Origin of the sequence: Streptomyces sp. NBC_00285 (assembly GCF_036174265.1) — a bacterium.
In the GTDB taxonomy this organism is placed as follows: domain Bacteria; phylum Actinomycetota; class Actinomycetes; order Streptomycetales; family Streptomycetaceae; genus Streptomyces.
The window spans coordinates 7,137,633-7,159,163 of the sequence record NZ_CP108055.1; the positions used below are offsets into that span (position 1 = coordinate 7,137,633).

20 protein-coding genes and 1 riboswitch are annotated in these 21,531 nt (G+C 69.7%); of the genes, 12 read left to right on the plus strand and 8 right to left on the minus strand.

From position 1 onward, the window contains the following. Positions 1–248 precede the first annotated feature (248 nt). Positions 249–932, plus strand: coding sequence for an RNA polymerase sigma factor SigR (gene sigR / locus OHT57_RS33140; protein ID WP_328750395.1), 684 nt, complete (start codon positions 249–251; stop codon positions 930–932). Then, the gene (rsrA, locus tag OHT57_RS33145; RefSeq protein ID WP_328750396.1) at positions 929–1,240 is read left to right on the plus strand and encodes a mycothiol system anti-sigma-R factor; all 312 of its coding nucleotides are present in this window, start codon (positions 929–931) and stop codon (positions 1,238–1,240) included. Before sigR ends, rsrA begins: the two co-directional genes overlap by 4 nt. Positions 1,241–1,276: 36 nt before the next feature. Here rsrA and OHT57_RS33150 read toward each other — a convergent pair whose 3' ends face one another. Next, positions 1,277–1,642 carry a hypothetical protein gene (locus OHT57_RS33150; protein ID WP_328750397.1) on the minus strand — a complete coding sequence of 122 codons (366 nt, stop codon included), beginning with the start codon at positions 1,640–1,642 and terminating at the stop codon, positions 1,277–1,279. A gap of 154 nt (positions 1,643–1,796) precedes the next feature. On the opposite strand from OHT57_RS33150, the gene OHT57_RS33155 reads away from it, so the two are divergent. The 9 genes from OHT57_RS33155 to OHT57_RS33195 all read left to right on the plus strand — a co-directional run bounded on the left by OHT57_RS33155 (position 1,797) and on the right by OHT57_RS33195 (position 11,659). Beyond that, positions 1,797–2,171, plus strand: coding sequence for a hypothetical protein (locus OHT57_RS33155; protein WP_328750398.1), 375 nt, complete (start codon positions 1,797–1,799; stop codon positions 2,169–2,171). Then, positions 2,168–3,031, plus strand: a complete 864-nt coding sequence (locus OHT57_RS33160) for a hypothetical protein (RefSeq protein WP_328750399.1) — start codon at positions 2,168–2,170, stop codon at positions 3,029–3,031. The genes OHT57_RS33155 and OHT57_RS33160 overlap by 4 nt, the downstream gene beginning before the upstream one ends. A gap of 799 nt (positions 3,032–3,830) precedes the next feature. Continuing rightward, on the plus strand, positions 3,831–4,229 hold the full coding sequence (locus tag OHT57_RS33165) for a roadblock/LC7 domain-containing protein (protein WP_328750400.1): 399 nt from the start codon (positions 3,831–3,833) through the stop codon (positions 4,227–4,229). 156 nt (positions 4,230–4,385) lie between these two features. Further along, positions 4,386–5,693 carry an HD-GYP domain-containing protein gene (locus tag OHT57_RS33170; RefSeq protein WP_328750401.1) on the plus strand — a complete coding sequence of 436 codons (1,308 nt, stop codon included), beginning with the start codon at positions 4,386–4,388 and terminating at the stop codon, positions 5,691–5,693. 68 nt (positions 5,694–5,761) lie between these two features. Further along, positions 5,762–7,018 (plus strand): HD-GYP domain-containing protein, encoded by a 1,257-nt coding sequence (locus OHT57_RS33175; protein WP_328753399.1) that lies wholly within the window; start codon positions 5,762–5,764, stop codon positions 7,016–7,018. 104 nt (positions 7,019–7,122) lie between these two features. Beyond that, positions 7,123–8,103 carry a tetratricopeptide repeat protein gene (locus OHT57_RS33180; RefSeq protein WP_328750402.1) on the plus strand — a complete coding sequence of 327 codons (981 nt, stop codon included), beginning with the start codon at positions 7,123–7,125 and terminating at the stop codon, positions 8,101–8,103. Positions 8,104–8,254: 151 nt separating this feature from the next. Then, positions 8,255–8,905: a peptide deformylase gene (def, locus tag OHT57_RS33185; RefSeq protein ID WP_328750403.1), complete on the plus strand. Its 651-nt coding sequence runs from the start codon at positions 8,255–8,257 to the stop codon at positions 8,903–8,905. A 292-nt stretch (positions 8,906–9,197) separates the two neighbouring features. Continuing rightward, positions 9,198–10,283 carry an epi-isozizaene synthase gene (gene cyc1 / locus OHT57_RS33190; protein ID WP_328750404.1) on the plus strand — a complete coding sequence of 362 codons (1,086 nt, stop codon included), beginning with the start codon at positions 9,198–9,200 and terminating at the stop codon, positions 10,281–10,283. Next, positions 10,280–11,659 (plus strand): bifunctional albaflavenone monooxygenase/terpene synthase, encoded by a 1,380-nt coding sequence (locus OHT57_RS33195; RefSeq protein ID WP_328750405.1) that lies wholly within the window; start codon positions 10,280–10,282, stop codon positions 11,657–11,659. The genes cyc1 and OHT57_RS33195 overlap by 4 nt, the downstream gene beginning before the upstream one ends. A gap of 4 nt (positions 11,660–11,663) precedes the next feature. Here OHT57_RS33195 and OHT57_RS33200 read toward each other — a convergent pair whose 3' ends face one another. Continuing rightward, the gene (locus tag OHT57_RS33200; protein WP_328750406.1) at positions 11,664–12,629 is read right to left on the minus strand and encodes a helix-turn-helix domain-containing protein; all 966 of its coding nucleotides are present in this window, start codon (positions 12,627–12,629) and stop codon (positions 11,664–11,666) included. 92 nt (positions 12,630–12,721) lie between these two features. Here OHT57_RS33200 and OHT57_RS33205 point away from each other — a divergent pair, with 92 nt between their 5' ends. Continuing rightward, positions 12,722–12,946 (plus strand): hypothetical protein, encoded by a 225-nt coding sequence (locus tag OHT57_RS33205; protein ID WP_328750407.1) that lies wholly within the window; start codon positions 12,722–12,724, stop codon positions 12,944–12,946. Here OHT57_RS33205 and OHT57_RS33210 read toward each other — a convergent pair. The 6 genes from OHT57_RS33210 to OHT57_RS33235 all read right to left on the minus strand — a co-directional run bounded on the left by OHT57_RS33210 (position 12,913) and on the right by OHT57_RS33235 (position 21,460). Next, positions 12,913–13,368, minus strand: coding sequence for a hypothetical protein (locus OHT57_RS33210; RefSeq protein WP_328750408.1), 456 nt, complete (start codon positions 13,366–13,368; stop codon positions 12,913–12,915). The two genes, OHT57_RS33205 and OHT57_RS33210, sit on opposite strands and share 34 nt — an antisense overlap. Before the next feature lie 104 nt (positions 13,369–13,472). Continuing rightward, positions 13,473–15,530, minus strand: coding sequence for a putative Ig domain-containing protein (locus OHT57_RS33215; protein WP_328750409.1), 2,058 nt, complete (start codon positions 15,528–15,530; stop codon positions 13,473–13,475). A 276-nt stretch (positions 15,531–15,806) separates the two neighbouring features. Further along, on the minus strand, positions 15,807–16,832 hold the full coding sequence (locus OHT57_RS33220) for a ribonucleotide-diphosphate reductase subunit beta (protein WP_328750410.1): 1,026 nt from the start codon (positions 16,830–16,832) through the stop codon (positions 15,807–15,809). Further along, a complete protein-coding gene (locus OHT57_RS33225; protein ID WP_328750411.1) occupies positions 16,832–19,186 on the minus strand; it encodes a ribonucleoside-diphosphate reductase subunit alpha in 2,355 nt (784 codons plus the stop codon). The genes OHT57_RS33220 and OHT57_RS33225 overlap by 1 nt, the downstream gene beginning before the upstream one ends. 125 nt (positions 19,187–19,311) lie before the next feature. Further along, positions 19,312–19,440, minus strand: a riboswitch (cobalamin riboswitch). A 164-nt stretch (positions 19,441–19,604) separates the two neighbouring features. Then, entirely contained in the window at positions 19,605–21,212 is a 1,608-nt protein-coding gene (gene mctP / locus OHT57_RS33230) for a monocarboxylate uptake permease MctP (protein ID WP_328750412.1), read from the minus strand. Next, complete coding sequence (locus OHT57_RS33235; RefSeq protein ID WP_328750413.1) at positions 21,209–21,460, minus strand: DUF3311 domain-containing protein; 252 nt, start codon at positions 21,458–21,460, stop codon at positions 21,209–21,211. Before OHT57_RS33235 ends, mctP begins: the two co-directional genes overlap by 4 nt. Positions 21,461–21,531: the final 71 nt, after the last annotated feature.

The following is a 21,531-nucleotide window of genomic DNA, read 5'->3' on the forward strand; positions in this document are numbered from 1 at the left end:
AATGTTGAGCCGTGGACCTCTGTTGAGGCGGACAGAAGTGCTGAGGAACTGGCACCGACCGTCGTAGAGAGGAAGTCCACCGCATGGGTTCGACCTACTGCCCGAGCCGCAGCAGCCGCGCTGACCTGGACTGGACGGTGCTGCGCGCGACCAAGACCACTCCTATTCGAGGGGCGGCCGGGGCGGGTAGTCGTCTATCCTCCAATTCCGGTGGCACCGGTTTCGGTGCTGCCCGGAATCTTGAGGAGGTGGGTCCGGTCACTGGGATCGACGCAGGGACCGACAACGGCCAGGCGGAGCAGCCCGAGGGCCAGGGCACGAGCACGGAGACCACGTCGGAGCGCAGTGCGCGCTTCGAGCGGGACGCGCTCGAATTCCTCGACCAGATGTACTCGGCCGCTCTGCGTATGACGCGCAATCCGGCCGACGCCGAAGACCTGGTGCAGGAGACGTACGCCAAGGCGTACGCGTCCTTCCACCAGTTCCGTGAGGGCACCAACCTCAAAGCGTGGCTGTACCGGATCCTCACCAACACGTTCATCAACTCGTACCGCAAGAAGCAGCGTGAACCCCAGCGCTCCGCGGCCGAGGAGATCGAGGACTGGCAGCTCGCGCGCGCCGAGTCGCACATGTCGACCGGACTGCGCTCAGCGGAGTCGCAGGCGCTCGACCACCTGCCCGACTCGGACGTGAAGGAAGCCCTCCAGGCGATCCCCGAGGAATTCCGCATCGCCGTCTATCTCGCCGACGTCGAGGGCTTTGCGTACAAGGAGATCGCGGACATCATGGGGACACCCATCGGTACGGTGATGTCCCGCCTGCACCGCGGCCGCCGTCAACTGCGCGGCATGCTCGAGGACTACGCCCGTGAGCGCGGGCTCGTCCCGGCCGGTGCCGGAGAGTCGAACGAAGCGAAAGGCTCGGGCTCATGAGCTGCGGAGAGCCGCATGAGACGGACTGCAGTGAGGTACTCGATCATCTCTACGAGTTCCTCGACAGTGAGATGCCGGACGTCGATCGCGTCAAGTTCAAGCAGCACTTCACGGAGTGCTCGCCGTGCCTGGAGAAGTACGGCCTCGAAGAGGCCGTGAAGAAGCTCGTCAAGCGGTGCTGCGGTCAGGACGACGTGCCGACCGACCTGCGCTCCAAGGTCCTGGGCCGGCTCGACCTGATCCGCTCAGGACAGGCCGTGCCCGACCACGACGTGACGGCCTCGCCGGTGACGCCGCAGGAGTCCTGAGCGCCACCGGCGGCCTTCGTCGCCGGTGCCTCGCGGTCAGATCTCCAGGCCGTTCTCGATCCTCTTCAGCCCGTGCCGGGCCAGCGCGAGATTGCTGCGGGCCCGGTCCAGGGCGACGTAGAAGAACAACGTGCCCTTGCTGCTCATGAGCGGTCGGATCAGGTGGTACTGCTTCCCGAGGGTGATCAGGATGTCCTCGATCACGTCGTCCATGTCCAGCGAGGCCAGGGTGCGCATCTTGGCCCGCACCACCTCGGTGTTGCCCGCGGCGGCAAGCTCCAGGTCGAGGCCCTGGCCGCCGCCGATGGCGCCGAGTGACATGCCGCTGTCGTAGTCCACGACGGCGGCGCCGATCGCGCCGTCCAGACTCATGGCTTCCTTGAGCGCGGTCTCTATGTTCACCGGTTCCCTCAATTCTTCCGTGCTGCTGACCGGTCGATGCTCGGCCAACTACGATCGAAGCCAAGCGACTTGTGGGTCACTTAGCGTCAGTTTTGGCGTGTGTGACGAAACTTGTCGTTCAAAGTAGTGCGTGGTGTCGGACCGTGGAGGGCCAATGGGGGAAAACGCGACCGCGCTCCAGACCTCCCTGGACCGGTTGCTCGACGCCCCCGGGGTCACGGGTGTCGCCCTGGTCGACGCGGTGACCGGTCTTGTCTACGGCGCCGCGGGGGACGTCACCGAGGCCGGAGCCGGCGCGGAGAGCAGCGAACTCGCCCATCTCATCGCCCAGCGGCTCGGCGAGGCCGGCGCCGAGGGCGAGTTGGAGAGCGTGGTCCTGACCAGCCGCCGCCGCCATCAGATGCTGTTCACCGTCGTACGGCCGGCCGGTGACCCCCTGCTCCTCGCGGCCGGCCTGGACCGCGACCGGGCCAACGTGGCGCTCGCCCTGCGCAGTCTGGGCGACCGCATCACCGAGGTACTGGCGTGAACGCGCCGCCGGTCCGTAACGTCCCCGCACTCCTCCAGGCGCTGCGGGAAGAGGAGTTCACCGGCACGGTCCGGGTCTCCGGATCCCCCGGCGGAACGATTCACCTCCGCGGCGGCCTGGTCGGCGCGATCGAGACCCCCGGTGCGCCCACAGCCGCCTCGGCCCTCCTCACCACAGGCCGCGTCGACGACGAGGCATGGCTCGCCGCGTGCGCGACGGAACCCGACGCGGACCGGGTCGGCGCGCACCTGGTCGCCGCCGGGCTGGTCGGCGCGGCCGAACTCGAGATCATCTGCACGGCCGCGGTCTTCGACGGTGCCTTCGCGATGGCCCTCGGCCCGGCGGGCGGCTGGGAGACCGGCGACCGCGAACCGGCGCTGGTGGCGGCGCCCGGTGCGGAGCCCCGGGCCCTGACCGAGGAGGTCACCCGACGTACGGGGCTGCTGGCGCGGACGGGGGTCACACCGGGGGAGTTGGCCCGGCTGCGTCCGGAGGCGGCGGGGGATCCCGGCTCCGGTGCCATGGGCTTTGGGGACGGCAGCCCGGGTGCGTGGTTGTCACGCCGGCACCGGGAACTCCTGGACGGTGTCAACGGCCGCCGCACTCCCCGGGATCTCGCCTTCGCCCTCGGACGTGGGCTGTTCGCGGTGATGCTGGACCTGCACCGCCTGGAGGCGTTGGAGCTGATCCGGTGGGAGGCCAGGGCCGCTCCCGGCAACCGCCCGAGCACCGCGCCCCGCGTGGCCCCCGAGGGCCTCACCGGGCCCGTCCCCGGCGGCGGCCCCCTGCCCAGACGCAGACCCGGCGGCACATCTCCCGCCCGGAACCACGGCGAGCGCGGAGAGAAGGGCGGCGAGTGAGCCCACAAGCCGAAGAACCCGGGAGGACCTCGGGCTCCGGGAGTACCTCAGGATCCGGGAGCACCCAAGAACCCGCGAGCCCGCCAGGACCGGCGGGCCGGACCGGCCCGGCGAGACCGTCGAAGCCGGCGGTTCCCACGGAGTCGTCGGGGTCTCCGCGGGCCAGGAAGTCGTCGGGGTCTTCGCGGGCGTCGAATCCGGCGGTTCCCGTGAGGTCGGCGGAGTCTCCACAGGCCACGGAGCCGTCGGAGTCGCCGCGGACGGTACCCACGAAGTCCTCGAAGTCCCCACGGGCCACGAAGTCTTCGGGGCCCTCACAGGGCACGAAGCCCCCGGAGTCCTCAGACCCCCCGAAAGACCCCCCGAAGCTCCCTGGGCGCGCGAAGCGCTCGGAGCCGTCAGACGCCGGCGCGCCGTCGGAGTCTCCCAAGCCCCCCGACCCCTCCGACGCCCCGAACCCCTCCAGGCCCCCGCGTCCTCGGAAGGGCGCCAGAGCTGCCAAGTCGCCGAAGGCCTCCGGCACCGTGAGCGCCGGGGGCGGCAGCACCGGTTCCACCGGCTCCGTCACGCCCGCCGAGTCTGCTCAGTCACCGACCGCACGCCCGCCCCTCCCCGTGCGCGGTGCCGTTCCGGCCGCTGCACCTCCGTTCGCGGGTCCGGTGCCCTCGCCCGAGGAACTGGCCGCCGAGCAACCCTCGATCGAAACGCTGCAGCGCGTCCATCAGCTGCTGCAGGCTCTCCCCGAGAGCAGAATCCCGGCCGAACCCCCGGCGGCGTCCGGACCAAGGAGCACGTGTCCATGACCGAAACCCCGTCACCCGAGCCGGACACCGCCCTCATCGACATCCTCGCGTCGTTGCGCGACCGGGTGCTGGGCGTCAGCGAGAGCGTGCTGTCCACCGCGGACGGACTGCTCGTCGTCGCGGACGTCGACTCCGCGCACCCCGAGTCCGTCGCCGCGCTCGCCGCCGCGACCCTCGGAGTAGGCCGCCGTATCGCGGACCTCGGCGGCGCCGGACCACTGCGCGAGGTGATCGTGCGGGGCGGGTCGGGGCATGTCGTCGTGACGGCCGTGGGCGACCGTGCGCTGCTCACCGTCATGGGCGACGAGGGCCTGGACATCGCCGCGTTCCAGCGCGAGTCGCCGGCCGCCGTGGAGGAACTCAGCAAGGCACTCGCCGCGGACATCCCGAACTGAGCGCACAGAAGCGCACGGGAACGTTCGCTCGGCGGTCACTCGATCGGGCTAATCCTGAGGCGATATGCTCGCAGATTCCCCCGTAGCGGCTCACCCGGTCCGTCCCGCGTTCTAGGCTCCGGAGCCGGAACAGGCGCGGCCGGGGGAGGCGTTGGCGTGGAGGCGGTACCGGCACGGGCGCGCGCGTACATCGCCTGTGTCGCCGTGGTCGCGCTGACCTGTCTGCTGCCGTTGCCGTCCGTACGCGCTCCCTGGTGGGCGGTCGTACTGCTCGCCGTGCTGTACGCCGGAGGTGAGCAGGCCGCCGCCCGGAGCCGGTTCGCCGGCACCTTCTACCCCGTCCTGCTGGCCGGCGCCTTTCTGCTGCCGCCCCCCGCCGCCGCCCTCGTGCCGCTGCCGGGGGCCCTGCTGTCCCCGGTGGAACAGCGGCCGCGAGGGCTGCGCCGGATCTGGCGGGCCGCGCAGCTCGCCGTGGGCGTGTGGGCGGCCGCCCGGGTGCACTGGGCGATGGGCGGCCGGGACGCGGTCGTGGCCTCCGACTTCCCGTACGCGCTGGTCCCGGCCGGGGTCGCGGTCCTCGCGTTCTGCCTGGTGCTGAGCCTGCTGGACGGGGGCATCCTGGCGCTCGCCGAGAGGACCCCGGTACGGCAGGCCTGGCGCGGCCTGTTTCTCCGCTCCCTCGCCCCCGTCGCCGTCCACGGGCTGGCAGGGCTGATGATGGCCGTGCTGTGGCGCAGTCCCTACGGTCCCGTGGCCGCGTTGCTGGTGCTGCTGCCGATGGGCGTGTCGTGGTGGGTGTTCGCGCAGTACCACCGGGAGAGGGCCGCCCACCAGGCGACCATCCGCGCGCTCGTGCAGGCCGTCGACATCAAGGACGAGTACACGCGCGGGCACAGCGAACGGGTCGGGCAGGCGTCGATGATGATCGCGCGGGAGCTCGGTATGGACGACGCCCGCATCGAGGTGCTGCGGTTCGCGGGGATCCTGCACGACGTGGGCAAGCTCGGGGTGCCGACGCGGCTGCTCCGCAAGGACGGGCCGCTGACGCCTGAGGAGCGACGGATCATCGAGCTGCATCCCGAGTACGGGCACGAGATGGTGCGGGGCATCTCCTTCCTCGGGGAGGCCAGAGCGGCCGTACTGCACCACCACGAGCGGCTGGACGGGAGCGGGTACCCGTACGGGCTGACGGGTCCTCACATCCCGGAGTCGGCGCGGGTGGTGGCGGTCGCCGACGCCTTCGACGCCATGACGTCCACCCGCTCCTACCGGCGGGCCCGGCCGGTGGGCGCCGCGTTGGAGGAGCTGGAGAGGTGCGCGGGCAGCCAGTTCGACCCGCGCATGGTGACGGCCCTCGTCGGCGCGCTGGCCCGGCACGGCTGGCATCCGGCGGTCACGGCGGACGAGACCGGGCTGCCGCGTCCCCGGCCGAGCGTCGTGGGGCGGCCGGGAGCCCGCCGGTGAGCGGGCGCGAGCTGTTCGAGGAAGCGGCGCGGAGCGCGGCCCCGCGACCGGCCTCGCCACCGGACCGGATCACACCCGGCCGTGCTCCCCGGCCCCCGTTCCTCCTCACCCTCGTCCACGCCTCCGCAGCGCTCCTGGCTCTCGGTTCGCTCGCGTTCACCCTGTGGACCGGCCTGGAGGAGCGCGGGACCGCCCTCGCCTTCGGTGTGCTGCTCACCGTCGGTGAGCTCAACCGGCGCAGCGGGCCCCACGTCCGGGAGGCCGCGCCGCTCGGCGCCGCCGGGGCGCTGTCGTACGCCCTGCTCGGCGAGAACGCCGGCGCACCCACCCATCACGGCGCCGCCCAGGTCGTCACCGTGGTCCTCGCCGCCTCCCTCGTCGGCAGCGTGCCGCACATCGCACGCGGGCAGGGCCCCACCACCGACCAGCTCGCCCGGCGCGTCCTCACCGTGGGATTCGCCGCCGTGTGCTTCCAACCCCTGTACAACCAGGGGATGTTCGCCCAGTGGGGCGGCCCCGCGTACGCCGTGCTGCTGCTGGCCCTGCTCGCGCTCACCGCACTGTGCGACGCCGTCCTCGCGGCGGCCCTGGCGCACTCCCGCACCCGCTGGCCCTTCGGCCCGCTGCTGAGGGACGAGCTGCGAGCGCTGCTGGGGATCGGATCCGCGGTGGTCGCCACGGGGGCCGTGATGGCGCTCGCGGTGGCCGTCGTAGGACTGTGGGCACTGCCCGTCTTCTCCGTGCCGCTGCTGCTCACCCAGCTCTCCGTCCGCCGGTACGCCGCCGTCCGCGCCACCAACCGGCAGACCATCGCCTCCCTCGCCCGGGCCACCGAGATCGCCGGGTACACGCCCGCCGGACATGCGCGCAGGGTCGCCGCGCTCAGCCGGGAGGTCGGCCGCGACCTGGGACTGTCCCGACCCGAGCTCACCGTCCTGGAGTACGCCGCCCTCATGCACGACATCGGCCAGCTGAGCCTGGTCGACCCGGTACCCGCGGGCGCCACCGCCGGGCTGCCCGTCGCCGAACAGCGCCGTATCGCGCTGCTCGGCGGGGCCGTCGTACGGCAGACTGGCGTCGACGCGGCCGTCGCCGTGGTCGTGGAGCGGCAGGCCGACCCCTGTCGGGAGCAGCCACTGGCCGCGCGGATCGTGCGCGCGGTGAACGCGTACGAGGAGAAGACGCGGGACGCCGGACCCGGCGGGCCGCTGACCGCGTTGGAGGAGCTGCGCCTGGGCACCGCGGGGGACTACGCTCCGGAAGTCGTGGAGGCGCTGGCCAGGGTGCTGTCGAGAGACTGTCTGACCTCCCCTGCGACGGGGTAACCCATGGGTAATGAGCGCCCTTCCAAGCACACGTGGTTGGATGCGAGAGAGAGGGTGTCCGGGGGCACAGCCAGCCCACTCGACGGAACCGGCAGGCGGGAATCGTGAGGATCTTCGGCAAGGGACGGAACCGGCCCTCCGCCTCTTGGCGGCAGGCCACCGACCGCGCGTTCACGCTGATCGGCGACGGTCGGTACGAGGACGCGGGCGCGCTGCTGACACGTGCCGCGGACCTGGAGCCGTGGCTGTCCGAGTCCTGGTTCAACCTCGCCCTCCTCCACAAGTTCCGGCACGACTGGGAGCAGGCGCGGGCCGCGGGCCTCAGGGCCGTCGCGCTGCTCGACCGGGAGACCGGGGCGCCCGACTGGTGGAACGTCGGTATCGCGGCGACCGCCCTCCAGGACTGGCCGCTGGCCCGGCGCGCCTGGCAGGCGTACGGGCTGCGGGTACCGGGCGGGGCGACCGCGTCCGGGGAGCCGCTCGGCATGGACCTGGGCAGCGCGGCCGTACGGCTGTCTCCGGAGGGGGAGGCCGAGGTGGTGTGGGGGCGCCGACTGGACCCCGCCCGCGTGGAGGTGCTGTCCATCCCGCTGCCGTCCTCGGGGCGGCGCTGGGGTGAGGTCGTGCTGCACGACGGGGTGCCGCACGGGGAGCGCACGACCGCGTCGGGCCACGCGTTTCCCGTGTTCGACGAGATCGAGCTGTGGGCGCCTTCGCCCGTGCCGACCTGGGTCGTGCTGCTGGAGGCGGCCACCGAGGCGGACCGGGACGCGCTGGAGCAGCTGGCCTCGGATGCCGGGTTCGCGGCGGAGGACTGGTCGTCGTCGGTGCGGCTGCTGTGCCGGATGTGCTCCGAGTCGCGGATGCCGTCGGACGAGGGCGACGGGGAGCATCTCGACCCGCACGATCACAGTGAGCCGGGGCATCCCGGGCCGCTGGGGCACCGCACGGACGGGCAGCTGTGGGTGCCGGAGCGGGAGTGCGGGGTGGCCGCGCCGGCCGCGCTGGTTCGGGGGTTGCTGGACGGGTGGGTCGCGGACAGTCCGGATTCTCGTGACTGGCGGGACCTGGAAGAGGTCTGTTAGGTCGTTGGTCGGGTGCGGCGCCGTCGTGGCTGGTCGCGCCCACGCGGCGGAGCCGCAGATCGACACAGCCCCGCGCCCCTAGAGGCAACCTCCCCTTACCCTGTATGCGCACCTCCCCCTTGTTCTTGTTCAGGAAGGCGATCCGTCGGTCATGGCGCAGCAGGACACCGATCAGCAGCACGTGGGCGTGCTCCCCGTCGACGACGAGGGGTTCGTCATCGACACCGAGGACGCCGAGGAGCGCGAGAACGCCTGGCGGGAGCGGGGCACCTCGCGGCCCATCACCGTGGTCGGCAACCCGGTTCTGCACAAGGAGTGCAGGGACGTCACCGGGTTCGGCGCGGAGCTGGACCAGCTGGTCGCGGACATGTTCGCCTCGCAGCGCACCGCCGAGGGCGTCGGCCTGGCCGCCAACCAGATCGGTGTCGACCTGAAGGTCTTCATCTACGACTGCCAGGACGACGAGGGCCGCCGGCACGTGGGTGTCGTCTGCAACCCGAAGCTCGTGGACCTGCCCGCCGACAGTCGCAGGCTCGACGACGCGAACGAGGGCTGTCTGTCGGTGCCCACCGCGTACGCGCCGCTCGCCCGCCCGGACTACGCCGAGGTCACCGGCCAGGACGAGAAGGGCAACCCGGTCAAGGTCCGCGGCACCGGCTACTTCGCGCGGTGTTTGCAGCACGAGACCGACCACCTGTACGGCTACCTGTACATCGACCGGCTCTCCAAGCGTGAACGCAAGGACGCCCTGCGGCAGATGGCCGAGAACGAGCCCCGCTACCCCGTGGTCGCGAACGACTGACGTCCCACAACGCCCGTACGCACGGCGCCTGTTCGGGAACCACTCCCTGAACAGGCGCCGTTCGCATGTGCGTCGCACGTTCGATCGGATGTGCTCACGTAGTGATCGGATAGTGATCCGATTCAGGTCACACAAGGGGAGTATCGAGGCACTGTGGGGTAGTGAATGAAGCAAATCCGTTCCCAGAACGGTCAGTTGTGGTGCTGAATGGGAAGTGCGGGGATACGCAACGGCGCACGCCCGGTTCAGCGGGAGGGGTGCGCGCCAACTGGCGGCTGGAAGGGGTTTGTTCGTGTCTGCTTTCCCATACAGCACCACATCGACGCCGACGGCGATCGCGGTTCCACCGTCGCTCTCTCTCCCGGTGATCGAGGCAGCGTTTCCCAGGCAACTGCACCCGTATTGGCCCCGGCTCCAGGAGGGCACCCGTGCCTGGCTTCTGGAAAAGCGGCTCATGCCGGCGGACAAGGTGGAGGAATATGCCGACGGACTGTGCTACACGGACCTCATGGCGGGCTACTACCTCGGCGCCCCCGACGACGTCCTCCAGGCGATAGCGGACTTCAGTGCGTGGTTCTTCGTCTGGGACGACCGCCACGACCGTGACATCGTGCACGGCCGCACGGCCGCCTGGCGGCGGCTCAGGTTCCGTTTGCATCGGGCCGTCGACTCCCCGCAGAGCTCCTTACGTCACGAGGATCCCCTGGTGGCCGGGCTCGCGGACAGTGTGTCGCGGCTGTACTCGTTCCTGCCGCGCACCTGGAACGTACGCTTCGCCCGGCACTTCCACGATGTGATCGAGGCCTACGACAGGGAATTCCGCAACCGCACCAAGGGAGTTGTTCCCACGGTCGAGGAATACCTGGCGCTGCGCCGCCTCACCTTCGCCCACCAGATCTGGACCGACCTTCTTGAGCCGAGCGCGGGACGTGAACTCCCGGACGCCGTAAGGAATCACCCGGCATTTCGGTGTGCGGCCCTGCTGAGTCAGGAATTCGCGGCATGGTACAACGACCTCTGCTCACTCCCCAAGGAAATCGCGGGCGACGAGGTCCACAATCTCGGAATCAGCCTCATCACACACGAGGGGCTGACACTCGAAGAGGCGATCCGGGAAATAAGGCGGCGCGTCGAGAAATGCGTGGACGCCTTCCTCGTCGCCGAAAGCGAAGCCCATCGGTTCGCCGAATCCCTGGACGACGGCACCCTACGCGGAAAGGAACTCAGCGCCGCCGTACGGGCCTGCGTCCGCAATATGCGCCATTGGTTCAGCACCGTCTACTGGTTCCACCACGAGTCCGGCCGCTACATGGTCGACAGCTGGGACGACCGGTCCACACCCCCGTACGTAGACAACGAAGCGGCAGGTGAGAAATGACTCTCGAGTCGGTGCACACCCACACTCCCGCGGCCCAGGAGCCGGGCCACAGGGGCGAACCGCCCCTGGCCGGCGGTCGCGTGCCCCTCCTCGGCCACGGTCTCAGGCTCGCGCGCGATCCGCTGACCCTGCTGTCCGGGCTCCGGCTCCACGGTGACGTGGTACGCCTCAAGCTCGGCCCCAAGACGGTGTACGCGCCCACCACCCCGGAACTGACCGGAGCGGTGGCGCTCAACCCCGACTTCATCATCGCCGGTCCGCTCTGGGAGTCCCTGGAGGGCCTGGTCGGCAAACAGGGCGTGGCCACCGCGAACGGCCCCCAGCACCGACGCCAGCGACGCACCATTCAGCCCGCTTTCCGGCTCGACGCGATACCGGCGTACGGGCCGATCATGGCGGAGGAGGCACGGGAACTGGCCGAGCGCTGGCGGCCCGGGGAGACGGTCGACTGCACCCTGGAGTCCTTCCGCGTCGCCGTGCGCGTCGCGGCCCGCTGTCTGCTGCGCGGCGACTACATGGACGAGCGCGCCGAGCGGCTGTGCGTCGCGCTCACGACCGTCTTCCGGGGCATGTACCGGCGGATGGTGATACCCGCCGGGCCGCTGTACAAGCTGCCTCTGCCGGCCAACCGCGCATTCAATCGGGCGTTGGCCGATCTGCATCTGGTGGTCGACGAGATCGTCGCCGAGCGCCGGGCATCCGGTCAAAAGCCGAACGATTTGCTGACGGCATTGCTGGCGGCGAAGGACGAGAATGGCGACCCCATCGGGGAACAGGAGATCCACGACCAGGTCGTCGCGATACTCACGCCCGGCGGCGAAACCGTCGCGTCCACGATCATGTGGCTGCTCCAGGTGCTCGCCGAACACCCGGAACACGCCGACAAGGTGTGCGCGGAAGTCGAATCGGTCACCGGCGGACGTCCCGTGGCATTCGAGGACGTCCGGTCGCTCACGTACACCAACTATGTGGTGGTCGAGACCATGCGTTTGTGGCCCGCGGTATGGATATTGACCCGGCGCGCCGTACGGGACACCGAACTCGGTGGCTATCACATTCCGGCCGGGTCCGACATCGTGTACAGCCCGTACGCGATCCAGCGGGATCCGGAGTCCTTCGACGACAACGCGGAGTTCGACCCGCTGCGCTGGAGTCCGGAACGGTCCGGGACGGTTCCGAAACACGCCATGAGTCCGTTCAGCACCGGCAACCGGAAGTGCCCGAGCGACCACTTCTCGATGGCCCAGCTGACGCTGATCACGGCGGCGCTGGCCCGGAAGTACCGCTTCGAGCAGGCGGCCGGGTCCGACGACGCCCCCCGGATGGGCATCACCCTGCGGCCGAACAGGCTCCTGGTGACACCGGTGTCCAGGTGACGGGTCAGGCGGCCGCCTCCGGACCCTGGAAGGTGCGCCGGTAGGAGTTCGGGGTGGTGCCCACCGCGCGCAGGAACTGGTGGCGCAGCGCGGCCGCCGTGCCGAACCCGGTTCGGCCGGCGATCGCGTCCACCGTCTCGTCCGTGGCCTCCAGCATCCGCTGGGCCAGCAGCACCCGCTGGCGCAGGATCCAGCGGTAGGGGGTCGTCCCCGTCTCCTGCTGGAAACGGCGGGCGAAGGTGCGCGGGGACATGTGCGCGCGCTCGGCGAGCTGCTCGACGGTGACCTCCTCGTCGAGGTGCTGCTCCATCCACACGAGCACCTCGCCGACCGTGTCGCACTTCGACCGGGGCAGCGGCCGCTCGATGTACTGGGCCTGTCCGCCGTCCCGGTGCGGCGGTACGACCATCCGCCGGGCGATCTTGTTGGCGACCTCGGTCCCCTGCTCCTTGCGCACGATGTGCAGACACGCGTCGATGCCGGCGGCCGTGCCCGCGGAGGTGATCACCGGGTCCTCGTCGACGTACAGGACGTCCGGCTCGACCTTCAGCCGGGGGTACGCCCGGGTCAGCTCGTCCACGTGCCGCCAGTGCACGGCGGAGCGCCGGCCGTCGAGCAGCCCGGCGGCGGCGAGCACGAAGACCCCGGAGCACACGCTGAGCACCCGGGCCCCGCGGTCGACCCCGCTGCGCAAGGCCTCCAGCAGCTCGGGCGGGAAGTCCCGTGTCTCGTAGCAGGCACCGGCCGGGACGGCGATCAGGTCGGCCGACTCCAGCCGCTCCAGGCCGTGCTCGACGTGCAGGGAGAAGCCCGACCGAGAGTCCAGCCTGGGGCCCTCGGCCGAGGCGACCGCGAAGTCGTACACGGGCAGTCCGTCGTCGCTGCGGTCGGTGCCGAAGACCTCGCAGACGACGCCGAGCTCGAAGGGATTCACACCGTCCAGGACGACGGCGACCACGTTTTTCAGCATGCTGCCAGTGTGCCTCAGGGTTGGCAGTAAATCGAGGGTGTGCGGCAGTCCTGCCACTGTTTGTAAGGAGTCATAAGCGCGACAGTAGTGACATGACTTCAGCGCAGACAGAAGGACTGATCGCCATGCTGACTGTTTTCGCCATCCTCGTCCTGCTGGTCCTCCCGTCGGTGATCGGGATCGTCCACGACCGCCGCGTCGACCGCCAGATCCGCGAGGCCGAACGGGCCCACCGGGAGACCGAGAGGCACCTCCCCAAGGCACCGCGCCCCGCGCGGCAGCCCTACTTCACCAGCACCGTGACCAACCACTCCTGAATGCCCTTGCAGGAGACCCGGCCGGTGTCGGTGGCGCACAGCGGACGTGAGGAACTGAGCCGCACCGTGCCCGCCGACACCGCCTTGTACGCGGCGTTCGCGTCACCCGGCAGCAGGACGATCCCGCTGTTGGTGGCCTCAAGACCGCTGCCCTCGACGGTGACCGGCTTCCAGGGGCGGCTCTTCGTCCCGTCCAGCGAGACCCGCACCGTGTCGCCCACCGCGAGGCAGACCGTGCTGCCTCTGTCGGCCGCGTCGAGCTCCGAAACGGGTGTACAGCTGGGTGACGTGGACGCCGAAGGGGGCGACGGTGACACTGTGTCAGTGTCGCTCCCTTGGCTGCCGGTCTCGGTCCCGCACCCCGCGAGCAGCAGGGTCAGCGCGGCGAGCGCGAGGGTCGTGTGACGGTTCGTACGGCGCATGAGTGCCTCCTCTTCCCCTTGGACGTATGACCCGTACACCTGGATCCAGGCCGGGCCCCGGTCGCGAAGGCCGCGACCGGGGCCCGGGGTCATGAGGGGGAGCGTCAGCTGGTCGTCACGGCGGTGTCGTCGAGGACGAAGCTGGTCTGGAGCGAGGAGTCCTCGACACCGCTGAACTTCAGGGCGACGGTGGAGCCGGCGTACGAGGACAGGTCGAAGGACTTCTGGACGTAGCCGGAAGCCGCGTTGACGTTGGAGTAGGTGGCCAGGGTGGTCGAACCGGCGGTGACCGTCAGCTTGTCGTAGGCAGTGCTGCCGGTCTCGGCGGTGTCGATGTGCAGGTAGAAGGTGAAGGTGGCCTTGCAGCCGCTCGGCACGGTCACCGACTGGGACAGGGTGTCGGTGTGCGCGGAGCCGTACCCGTCCAGCCAGGCGTAGTACGAACCGGCGTGCGCCGCCTCACTGCTGGAGTTGGTGATGACGCCGCTGGAGGTGGTCCAGGTGGTGCTGCCCGACTCGAAGCCGGGGTTGCCGAGCAGCTGGGACGAGGTGCAGGTGCTGCTGGTGGAACCGACCGTCCAGGTGAAGGAGGCCGCGCCGGAGGCGCCGGTCGAGTCGCTCGCGGTGACGGTGACCTGGTAGGTGCCCGCGGTGGACGCCGTGCCGGAGATCTTGCCGGTGGAGCTGCTGATGGACAGCCCGGTCGGCAGGCCGCTCGCGCTGTAGGTGAGGGTCGCGCCCGCGCTGTCGCTCGCGCTGATCTGCAGGCTGGCCGTGCCGCCGGTCGTCGTGGACTGGCTGCCCGGGTTGGTGACGGTCACCGTGTTGCCCGTCGTGGTGCCGGTGGTGAAGGCGGTGGTGCCGTTGGGGGTGCCCCAGCCGGTCGGACCGTCGTAGCCGGTGGTCGCGGTGCAGAAGTACGAGGTGGTGCAGGAGCCGTTGTTGCCGCTGGTGACGTCGTACAGGTTGCTCGTGTGGCTGTAGGGGTACTTCGCCGGGTAGTCGCTGGAGCCCGGGGTGCCCGCCAGCGCGTACACACCCGCGATGATCGGCGACGAGGCGCTGGTACCGCCGTAGACGGCCCAGCCGGAACCGCCGTAGGTGTCGTACACGGCCACGCCGGTGGCGGGGTCGGCGACGGCGGAGACGTCGGCCTCCATGCGCTTGGTGCAGCCCGTGTCCGTCTGCCAGCTCGGCTTGGGGTCGTAGGCGGAGCAGCCGGAGCCGGTGCCCTCGGTGGAGCTGGTCTTCCAGACGCTCTCGGTCCAGCCGCGGGAGTTGGAGGACGTGGAGAGGGCGGTGCCGCCGACGGCGGTCACGTACTGGGAGGTTGCCGGGTACTCGGCACCGTAGGCGGAGTCACCGGAGGAGACGGTGATGGCGACACCGGGGTGCTTGAAGTACGAGGTGTCCTCGCTGGTCTGGGAGGAGGCCTCGGACCCGCCCCAGCTGTTGGAGACGAACTTGGCGCCGAGCGTCACGGCCTCGTTCTCGGCGATGCCGAGGTCGGAGTCGTTGGCGGAGCTGGCCTCGACGAGGATGATGTTGCAGTTCGGGCAGACGGCGCTGACCATGTCGATGTCGAGCGCTTCCTCGCCGGCCCAGCCGGTGTCGTTGGTCGGCAGCGAGGTGGTGGAACCGGTCTGGCTGACCTGCTTGAAGCAGCCGTTGGCGACCGTGCACGCCGACAGGCCGTAGGTCGAGCGGTAGGTCGCCAGGTCGGCGGCCGCGTTGGGGTCGTTGTACGCGTCGACCACGGCGACGGTCAGGCCCGTGCCGCCCGTCGAAGGCAGGTTGTAGGCGCTGTGCAGGTTGGCCGGGCTGAGCCCGGAGGGAGTGGCGGCGGCGACCGCGGACGCCAGCCGTTGCTTGATGTCGGTCCGGCGCTGGGCGAAGCAGGACGCGTGACCGGGGGCCGCGGTGGCACACAGGTGCGTGGTCGGCACCTTCTGGCCGGCCTTGCCGGTCGAGTGGAACGTCTGCCGGCCGGGGGAGGTGAGCGCCTTGGAGTTCTGGGTGACGCGGGTGGTGTGCGCGGCGGCGGGCGCTGCCTGCGCGGGCACCGCGACGAGTCCCGCCAGGCCGAGGGCCAGGGCGGGTATGGCGGCGGTCAGGAGTCTTCGCAGGTTACGTCCGGGCTTGCCGGTGCGTGTCTGACGCATGGGGTACTGCCTCCGTCGTGGGAGTGGGGTGCTCGACGTTGGTGGCAGGCCTTTGACGCGCGTAGCGGCGGCGGCGCGCGATGCCGTCATGGGCATGACACTTCTACCGTCCTGTGCATGCCGTGTGTGGACATGACAGGACGGGCAGAACGTAACCGGGCCGGACGAGAGCGGAACAGATGCCTCAGGAGAACTTTGCCGCCCCATAGGAGGTCCATGGACGGCCGATGGCCGGTCCATGGCCCACCACATCAGAAAGACGGGGCTGCCGCCGCCTCAGAAGTCCTCGTCGAGATCCACCGTGCCCTCCACTGCCACCTGGTAGGCGGACGGACGCCGTTCGAAGAAGTTGGTCAGCTCCTGGACGCCCTGGAGCTCCATGAAGGAGAAGGGGTTCTCCGAGCCGTACACCGGGGCGAAACCGAGGCGGGTCAGGCGCTGGTCGGCGACACACTCCAGGTACTGCCGCATCGACTCGGTGTTCATGCCCGGCAGACCCTCGCCGCACAGGTCACGCGCGAACTGGAGCTCCGCCTCGACGGCCTCCGCCAGCATGGCGACGACCTCCTGCTGGAGATCCTCGTCGAAGAGCTCCGGCTCCTCCTTGCGCACGGTGTCGACGACCTCGAACGCGAAGCTCATGTGCATCGTCTCGTCGCGGAACACCCAGTTGGTGCCGGTCGCGAGGCCGTGCAGCAGACCCCGGCTGCGGAACCAGTAGACGTAGGCGAAGGCGCCGTAGAAGAAGAGGCCCTCGATGCACGCGGCGAAGCAGATCAGGTTGAGGAGGAAGCGGCGCCGGTCGGCCTTGGTCTCCAGGCGGTCGAGCTTCTCCACCTCGTTGATCCACTTGAAGCAGAACCCGGCCTTCTCGCGGATCGAGGGGATGTTCTCGACGGCGTCGAAGGCCGCCGCCCTGTCCTGCGGATCGGGGAGGTAGGTGTCCAGGAGCGTCAGATAGAACTGGACGTGGACGGCCTCCTCGAAGAGCTGGCGGCTCAGGTACAGCCGCGCCTCGGGGGAGTTGATGTGCTTGTAGAGGGTCAGCACCAGGTTGTTCGCCACGATCGAGTCGCCCGTCGCGAAGAACGCGACCAGCCGGCCGATCATGTGCTGCTCGCCCTCGGACAGCTTCGCGAGGTCGGCGACGTCCGAGTGGAGGTCGACCTCCTCCACGGTCCAGGTGTTCTTGATGGCGTCCCGGTAGCGCTCGTAGAAGTCCGGGTAGCGCATGGGGCGGAGGGTCAGCTCGAAGCCCGGGTCGAGAAGGTTCTTCTCAGTCTTCTCAGGTGCGGTGGTCATTACTGGCAGGCCTCGCAGGACTCGGGGTTTTCCAGGGAGCAGGCGACGGCGTCCGTCTCCTGCTGTACGGGGACCGTCGCCTGAGCGGCGCGGGCGATACGGGTCGCCGGGCGCGAGCGCAGGTAGTACGTCGTCTTCAGGCCCGACTTCCAGGCGTACGCGTACATCGAGGAGAGCTTGCCGATGGTCGGCGTCTCCAGGAACAGGTTCAGCGACTGCGACTGGTCGAGGAACGGGGTCCGCGCCGCCGCCATGTCGATCAGTCCGCGCTGCGGGATCTCCCACGCCGTGCGGTACAACGCCCGTACGTCCTCGGGGATCCACGCGAAGTCCTGGACCGAACCGCTGGAGTCGCGCAGCGCCTCACGGGTGCGGGCGTCCCACACGCCGAGGTCCTTGAGCTCCTGCACCAGATACGAGTTGACCTGGAGGAACTCGCCGGACAGCGTCTCGCGCTTGAACAGGTTGGAGACCTGCGGCTCGATGCACTCGTACACGCCGGCGATCGAGGCGATGGTGGCGGTGGGCGCGATGGCGAGGAGGAGCGAGTTGCGCATACCGACCTGGGCGATACGTTCCCGCAACGCCGACCAGCGCTCGGGCCAGTTCAGCTCCACGTCGTAGTGGTCGGGGTGCAGCACGCCCTGGGCGGTACGGGTCTTCTCCCAGGCCGGCAGCGGGCCGTTGCGTTCGGCGAGGTCCGCGGAGGCCTCGTAGGCGGCGAGCATGATGCGCTCGGCGATGCGCGTGGACAGGGCCTTGGCCTCGGGCGAGCCGAAGGGGATCCTCAGCTTGAAGAAGACGTCCTGGAGACCCATCGCGCCGAGGCCGACGGGACGCCACCTGGCGTTGGACCGCCCGGCCTGCTCGGTCGGGTAGAAGTTGATGTCGACGACCCGGTCCAGGAAGGTGACGGCGGTGCGGACCGTGGCGTCCAGCCGCTCCCAGTCGATGTCACCGGTCGTCGTGTCGACGAACGCGCCGAGGTTGACGGAGCCCAGGTTGCAGACCGCCGTCTCCCCGTCGTCCGTGACCTCCAGGATCTCCGTGCAGAGGTTGGAGGAGTGGACGACATGGCCCGGGGTGGCCGTCTGGTTGGCGGTGCGGTTGGCGGCGTCCTTGAAGGTCATCCAGCCGTTGCCGGTCTGCGCGAGGGTGCGCATCATGCGGCCGTAGAGGTCACGCGCGGGGATGGTCTTGCGCGCGAGCCCGTTCGCCTCGGCCTTCCGGTACGCCGCGTCGAACTCCTCGCCCCACAGGTCGACCAGCTCGGGCACGTCGGCGGGGGAGAACAGCGACCACGGGGCGTCGGCGTTGACCCGGCGCATGAACTCGTCGGGGATCCAGTGCGCGAGGTTCAGGTTGTGCGTACGGCGGGCGTCCTCACCGGTGTTGTCGCGCAGCTCCAGGAACTCCTCGATGTCGGAGTGCCAGGTCTCCAGGTAGACCGCGGCCGCGCCCTTGCGCCGGCCGCCCTGGTTCACGGCGGCGACCGAGGCGTCGAGGGTCTTCAGGAACGGGACGATGCCGTTGGAGTGCCCGTTGGTGCCACGGATCAGTGAACCGCGGCTGCGGATGCGGGAGTACGAAAGACCGATGCCACCGGCGTGCTTCGAGAGACGGGCGACCTGGTGGTAGCGGTCGTAGATGGAGTCCAGCTCGTCGACGGGTGAGTCGAGGAGGTAGCAGGACGACATCTGGGGGTGCCGGGTACCGGAGTTGAAGAGGGTGGGGGAGGAGGGGAGATAGTCGAGGCGGCTCATGAGCGCGTAGAGCGCGGCGACCTCGTCCAGTGCGCGACGGCTGTCGTCCTCGGCGAGACCGGACGCCACCCGGAGCATGAAGTGCTGGGGCGTCTCGATCACCCGGCGGGTGATGGGGTGCCTCAGGAGGTAGCGGCTGTGGAGGGTGCGCAGGCCGAAGTAGCCGAAGCGGTCGTCGCCTTCGGTGTCGACCAGGGCGTCGAGGCGCTCGGCGTGGACCCGCACGAACTCGGCGGTCCGGTCGGCGATCAGGCCCTCGCGGTGTCCGACGGCGACCGATCCGGTGAACGAGGTGACGCCCTGCGAGGCGGCCTCCGCGGCGATGCTGACAGTCAGCAGCCGGGCGGCCAGCCTGCTGTACGCCGGGTCCTCGGAGATGAGGCCGGCCGCCGTCTCGGTGGCCAGCTCGCGCAACTCCGACTCGTCGGCCCGCGCGGACCGGCCGCGCAGTGCGGCGGCGGCGACCCGGCCGGGGTCGGCGTCGGGAAGGTCGGCGGTCAGCGCGGTCAGGGTCCGCAGCAACGCGGTTCCGGGACCGTCCTCGTCGACAAAGGCGGTCGCTGAAACCGGGCCGGCTGGCGCGATGGTCACGTGGGGCTCTCCCTCGCTGGGCACGGGGGCCTTGCGGAGGGCAGGGGGCAGCACACGAGCGCGCACGGCGTCGCGTCCACCGGCCCATTCCACGAGGCCCGGACGTCATGACACCCGGGCCACGGTGGCCGGGCGTACTGTCGACAGGTCCTCGGACTGACTCTCATATGCGCCTAAGCACCCATGAGTACACCGTTGCGGGACAGTTCCGGATTCGCACCGGATTCCCCTGCGGCGACAGCGAGCATGAGCATACATCTTGTGCCGTGTTCCGGTGACACCCCCAGATGTTGTGTCGCGGCGGCTTCGGAGCGTCAACTCGTAGGTGAGGAGAGTGAAGGAGCGCGCACGACGAAGCGGGCTGCCGTGGGGTGTTCCCCACAGCAGCCCGCTTCGTTGCGTCCGGTCTCCTACGGCGTCAGTGCGAGGTTCCCGCTGTCGCGGGCGGGAGTTCCGTCTGCACTCCCGGGTCGCCGGCGTCCGCCGTGTAGTCCTCCGGGCTGGTCTCGTCGATGCCGTCGGGGGCCTTCACCGCCCTCAGGACGAAGGTGAGGACCACCGTGACGACGACGTTCAGAACGAAGGCCGTCAGACCGATGTAGCCGATCTCGCCGATGCCCGGGATCTCCTTCGCCGAACCGCCGAAGTGCTTCTGCGTCGGGGAGGCGACGCCGTATGCGGCGGCCGTGCCGTAGATCATGCCGACCGCCCAGCCGGCAAGCAGGGCCCAGCGGTGGAACCAGCGGGTGAACAGGCCGCCGACCAGGGCCGGGAAGGTCTGCAGGATCCAGATGCCGCCCAGGAGCTGGAAGTTGATCGCGACCGTCTTGTCCATGGTCAGGACGAAGATCAGGGCGCCGACCTTCACCAGCAGGGACACCAGCTTGGAGACCTTCATCTCCTGGGCCGGTGTCGCGTCCGGCTTGATGAAGTCCTTGTAGATGTTGCGGGTGAACAGGTTCGCCGCCGCGATGGACATGATGGCCGCCGGGACCAGGGCCCCGATGCCGATCGCCGCGAAGGCCACGCCCGCGAACCAGTCCGGGAACATGTTCTCGAAGAGCTGCGGGATCGCCAACTGCGGGTTGGTGACCTTGACTCCGGCAGCGATCGCCATGAAGCCCAGCAGGGCGAGCAGGCCCAGCATCAGCGAGTACAGCGGCAGGATCGTGGTGTTGCGGCGGATCACCTCGCGGCTCCTGGAGGAGAGCGTCGCGGTGATCGAGTGCGGGTACATGAAGAGCGCGAGCGCGGAGCCCAGCGCCAGCGTGGCGTACGTCCACTGACCCGCCTCGGCCGGCACCAGCCCGCCCGCCTTGGCCGCGGTGTACTTGGCGCTCGCGGAGGCGAAGACGTCGTCGAACCCGCCCAGCTTGATCGGGATGTAGATGATCGCCACCGCGATGACGATGTAGATCAGCGTGTCCTTCACGAAGGCGATCAGCGCGGGCGCCCGCAGACCGGAGGAGTACGTGTAGGCCGCGAGGACGCCGAAGGCGATCAGTAGCGGGAGGTCCTTCACGAACCAGTTGGTGTTCTCGCCGCCGCCGACGCCCATCACGTCCAGCACGGCCTGGATGCCGACCAGTTGGAGCGCGATGTACGGCATGGTCGCCAGGATGCCGGTGACCGCCACCGCCAGCGACAGGCTCTTGGAGCCCCAGCGGCCGCGCACGAAGTCCGAGGTCGTCACATAGCCGTGCTTGTGCGAGACCGACCACAGGCGGGGCAGGAAGGTGAAGATCAGCGGGTACACCAGGATCGTGTACGGCACCGCGAAGAAACCGGCCGCGCCCGCCGCGTAGATCGCCGCCGGGACGGCCACGAAGGTGTACGCGGTGTAGAGGTCACCGCCCAGCAGGAACCAGGTGACCCAGGTGCCGAACGACCGGCCGCCCAGGCCCCATTCGTCGAGGCTCTCGTTCTCGGCCTTGCGCCAGCGCGCGGCCAGGAAGCCCATGACCGTGACGGCCAGGAAGAAGATGATGAAGACGGTGAGTGCCACGCCGTTGACGCCGTCGTTCACTTGGCACCCCCGTGCCGGGCACGCTGGTCACGCTGCCACAGCTTGTACGCGGTCATGGTCAGCACGGTGGAGATCAGCACCCACAGCATCTGGTACCAGTAGAAGAACGGGATGCCGATGAACGTGGGGTCCACCTTGGCGTACGAGCCGACCCACAGCATCGCCGCGAACGGGGCGACGAGGCACAGGGCGATGACCACGCGCACGGGTGTCACCGTGGGTGGTCTCCCTTCAGGCGCATCTGACATTCCGCGACTCCCGTCCCCTCACTGATCACTTGTGCAATGCGCAGGCAATCTAGGCGAGGGTGTCGCGATAG

Coding starts and splice junctions, on each gene's coding strand:
- OHT57_RS33205 (WP_328750407.1), top strand. CDS start 12,722: ATGACTTCAGCGCAGACAGAAGGACTGATCGCCATGCTGACTGTTTTC.
- def (WP_328750403.1), top strand. CDS start 8,255: ATGGCGCAGCAGGACACCGATCAGCAGCACGTGGGCGTGCTCCCCGTC.
- OHT57_RS33200 (WP_328750406.1), bottom strand. CDS start 12,629: ATGCTGAAAAACGTGGTCGCCGTCGTCCTGGACGGTGTGAATCCCTTC.
- OHT57_RS33210 (WP_328750408.1), bottom strand. CDS start 13,368: ATGCGCCGTACGAACCGTCACACGACCCTCGCGCTCGCCGCGCTGACC.
- OHT57_RS33215 (WP_328750409.1), bottom strand. CDS start 15,530: ATGCGTCAGACACGCACCGGCAAGCCCGGACGTAACCTGCGAAGACTC.
- OHT57_RS33165 (WP_328750400.1), top strand. CDS start 3,831: ATGACCGAAACCCCGTCACCCGAGCCGGACACCGCCCTCATCGACATC.
- rsrA (WP_328750396.1), top strand. CDS start 929: ATGAGCTGCGGAGAGCCGCATGAGACGGACTGCAGTGAGGTACTCGAT.
- OHT57_RS33155 (WP_328750398.1), top strand. CDS start 1,797: ATGGGGGAAAACGCGACCGCGCTCCAGACCTCCCTGGACCGGTTGCTC.
- OHT57_RS33220 (WP_328750410.1), bottom strand. CDS start 16,832: ATGACCACCGCACCTGAGAAGACTGAGAAGAACCTTCTCGACCCGGGC.
- OHT57_RS33195 (WP_328750405.1), top strand. CDS start 10,280: ATGACTCTCGAGTCGGTGCACACCCACACTCCCGCGGCCCAGGAGCCG.
- OHT57_RS33235 (WP_328750413.1), bottom strand. CDS start 21,460: ATGTCAGATGCGCCTGAAGGGAGACCACCCACGGTGACACCCGTGCGC.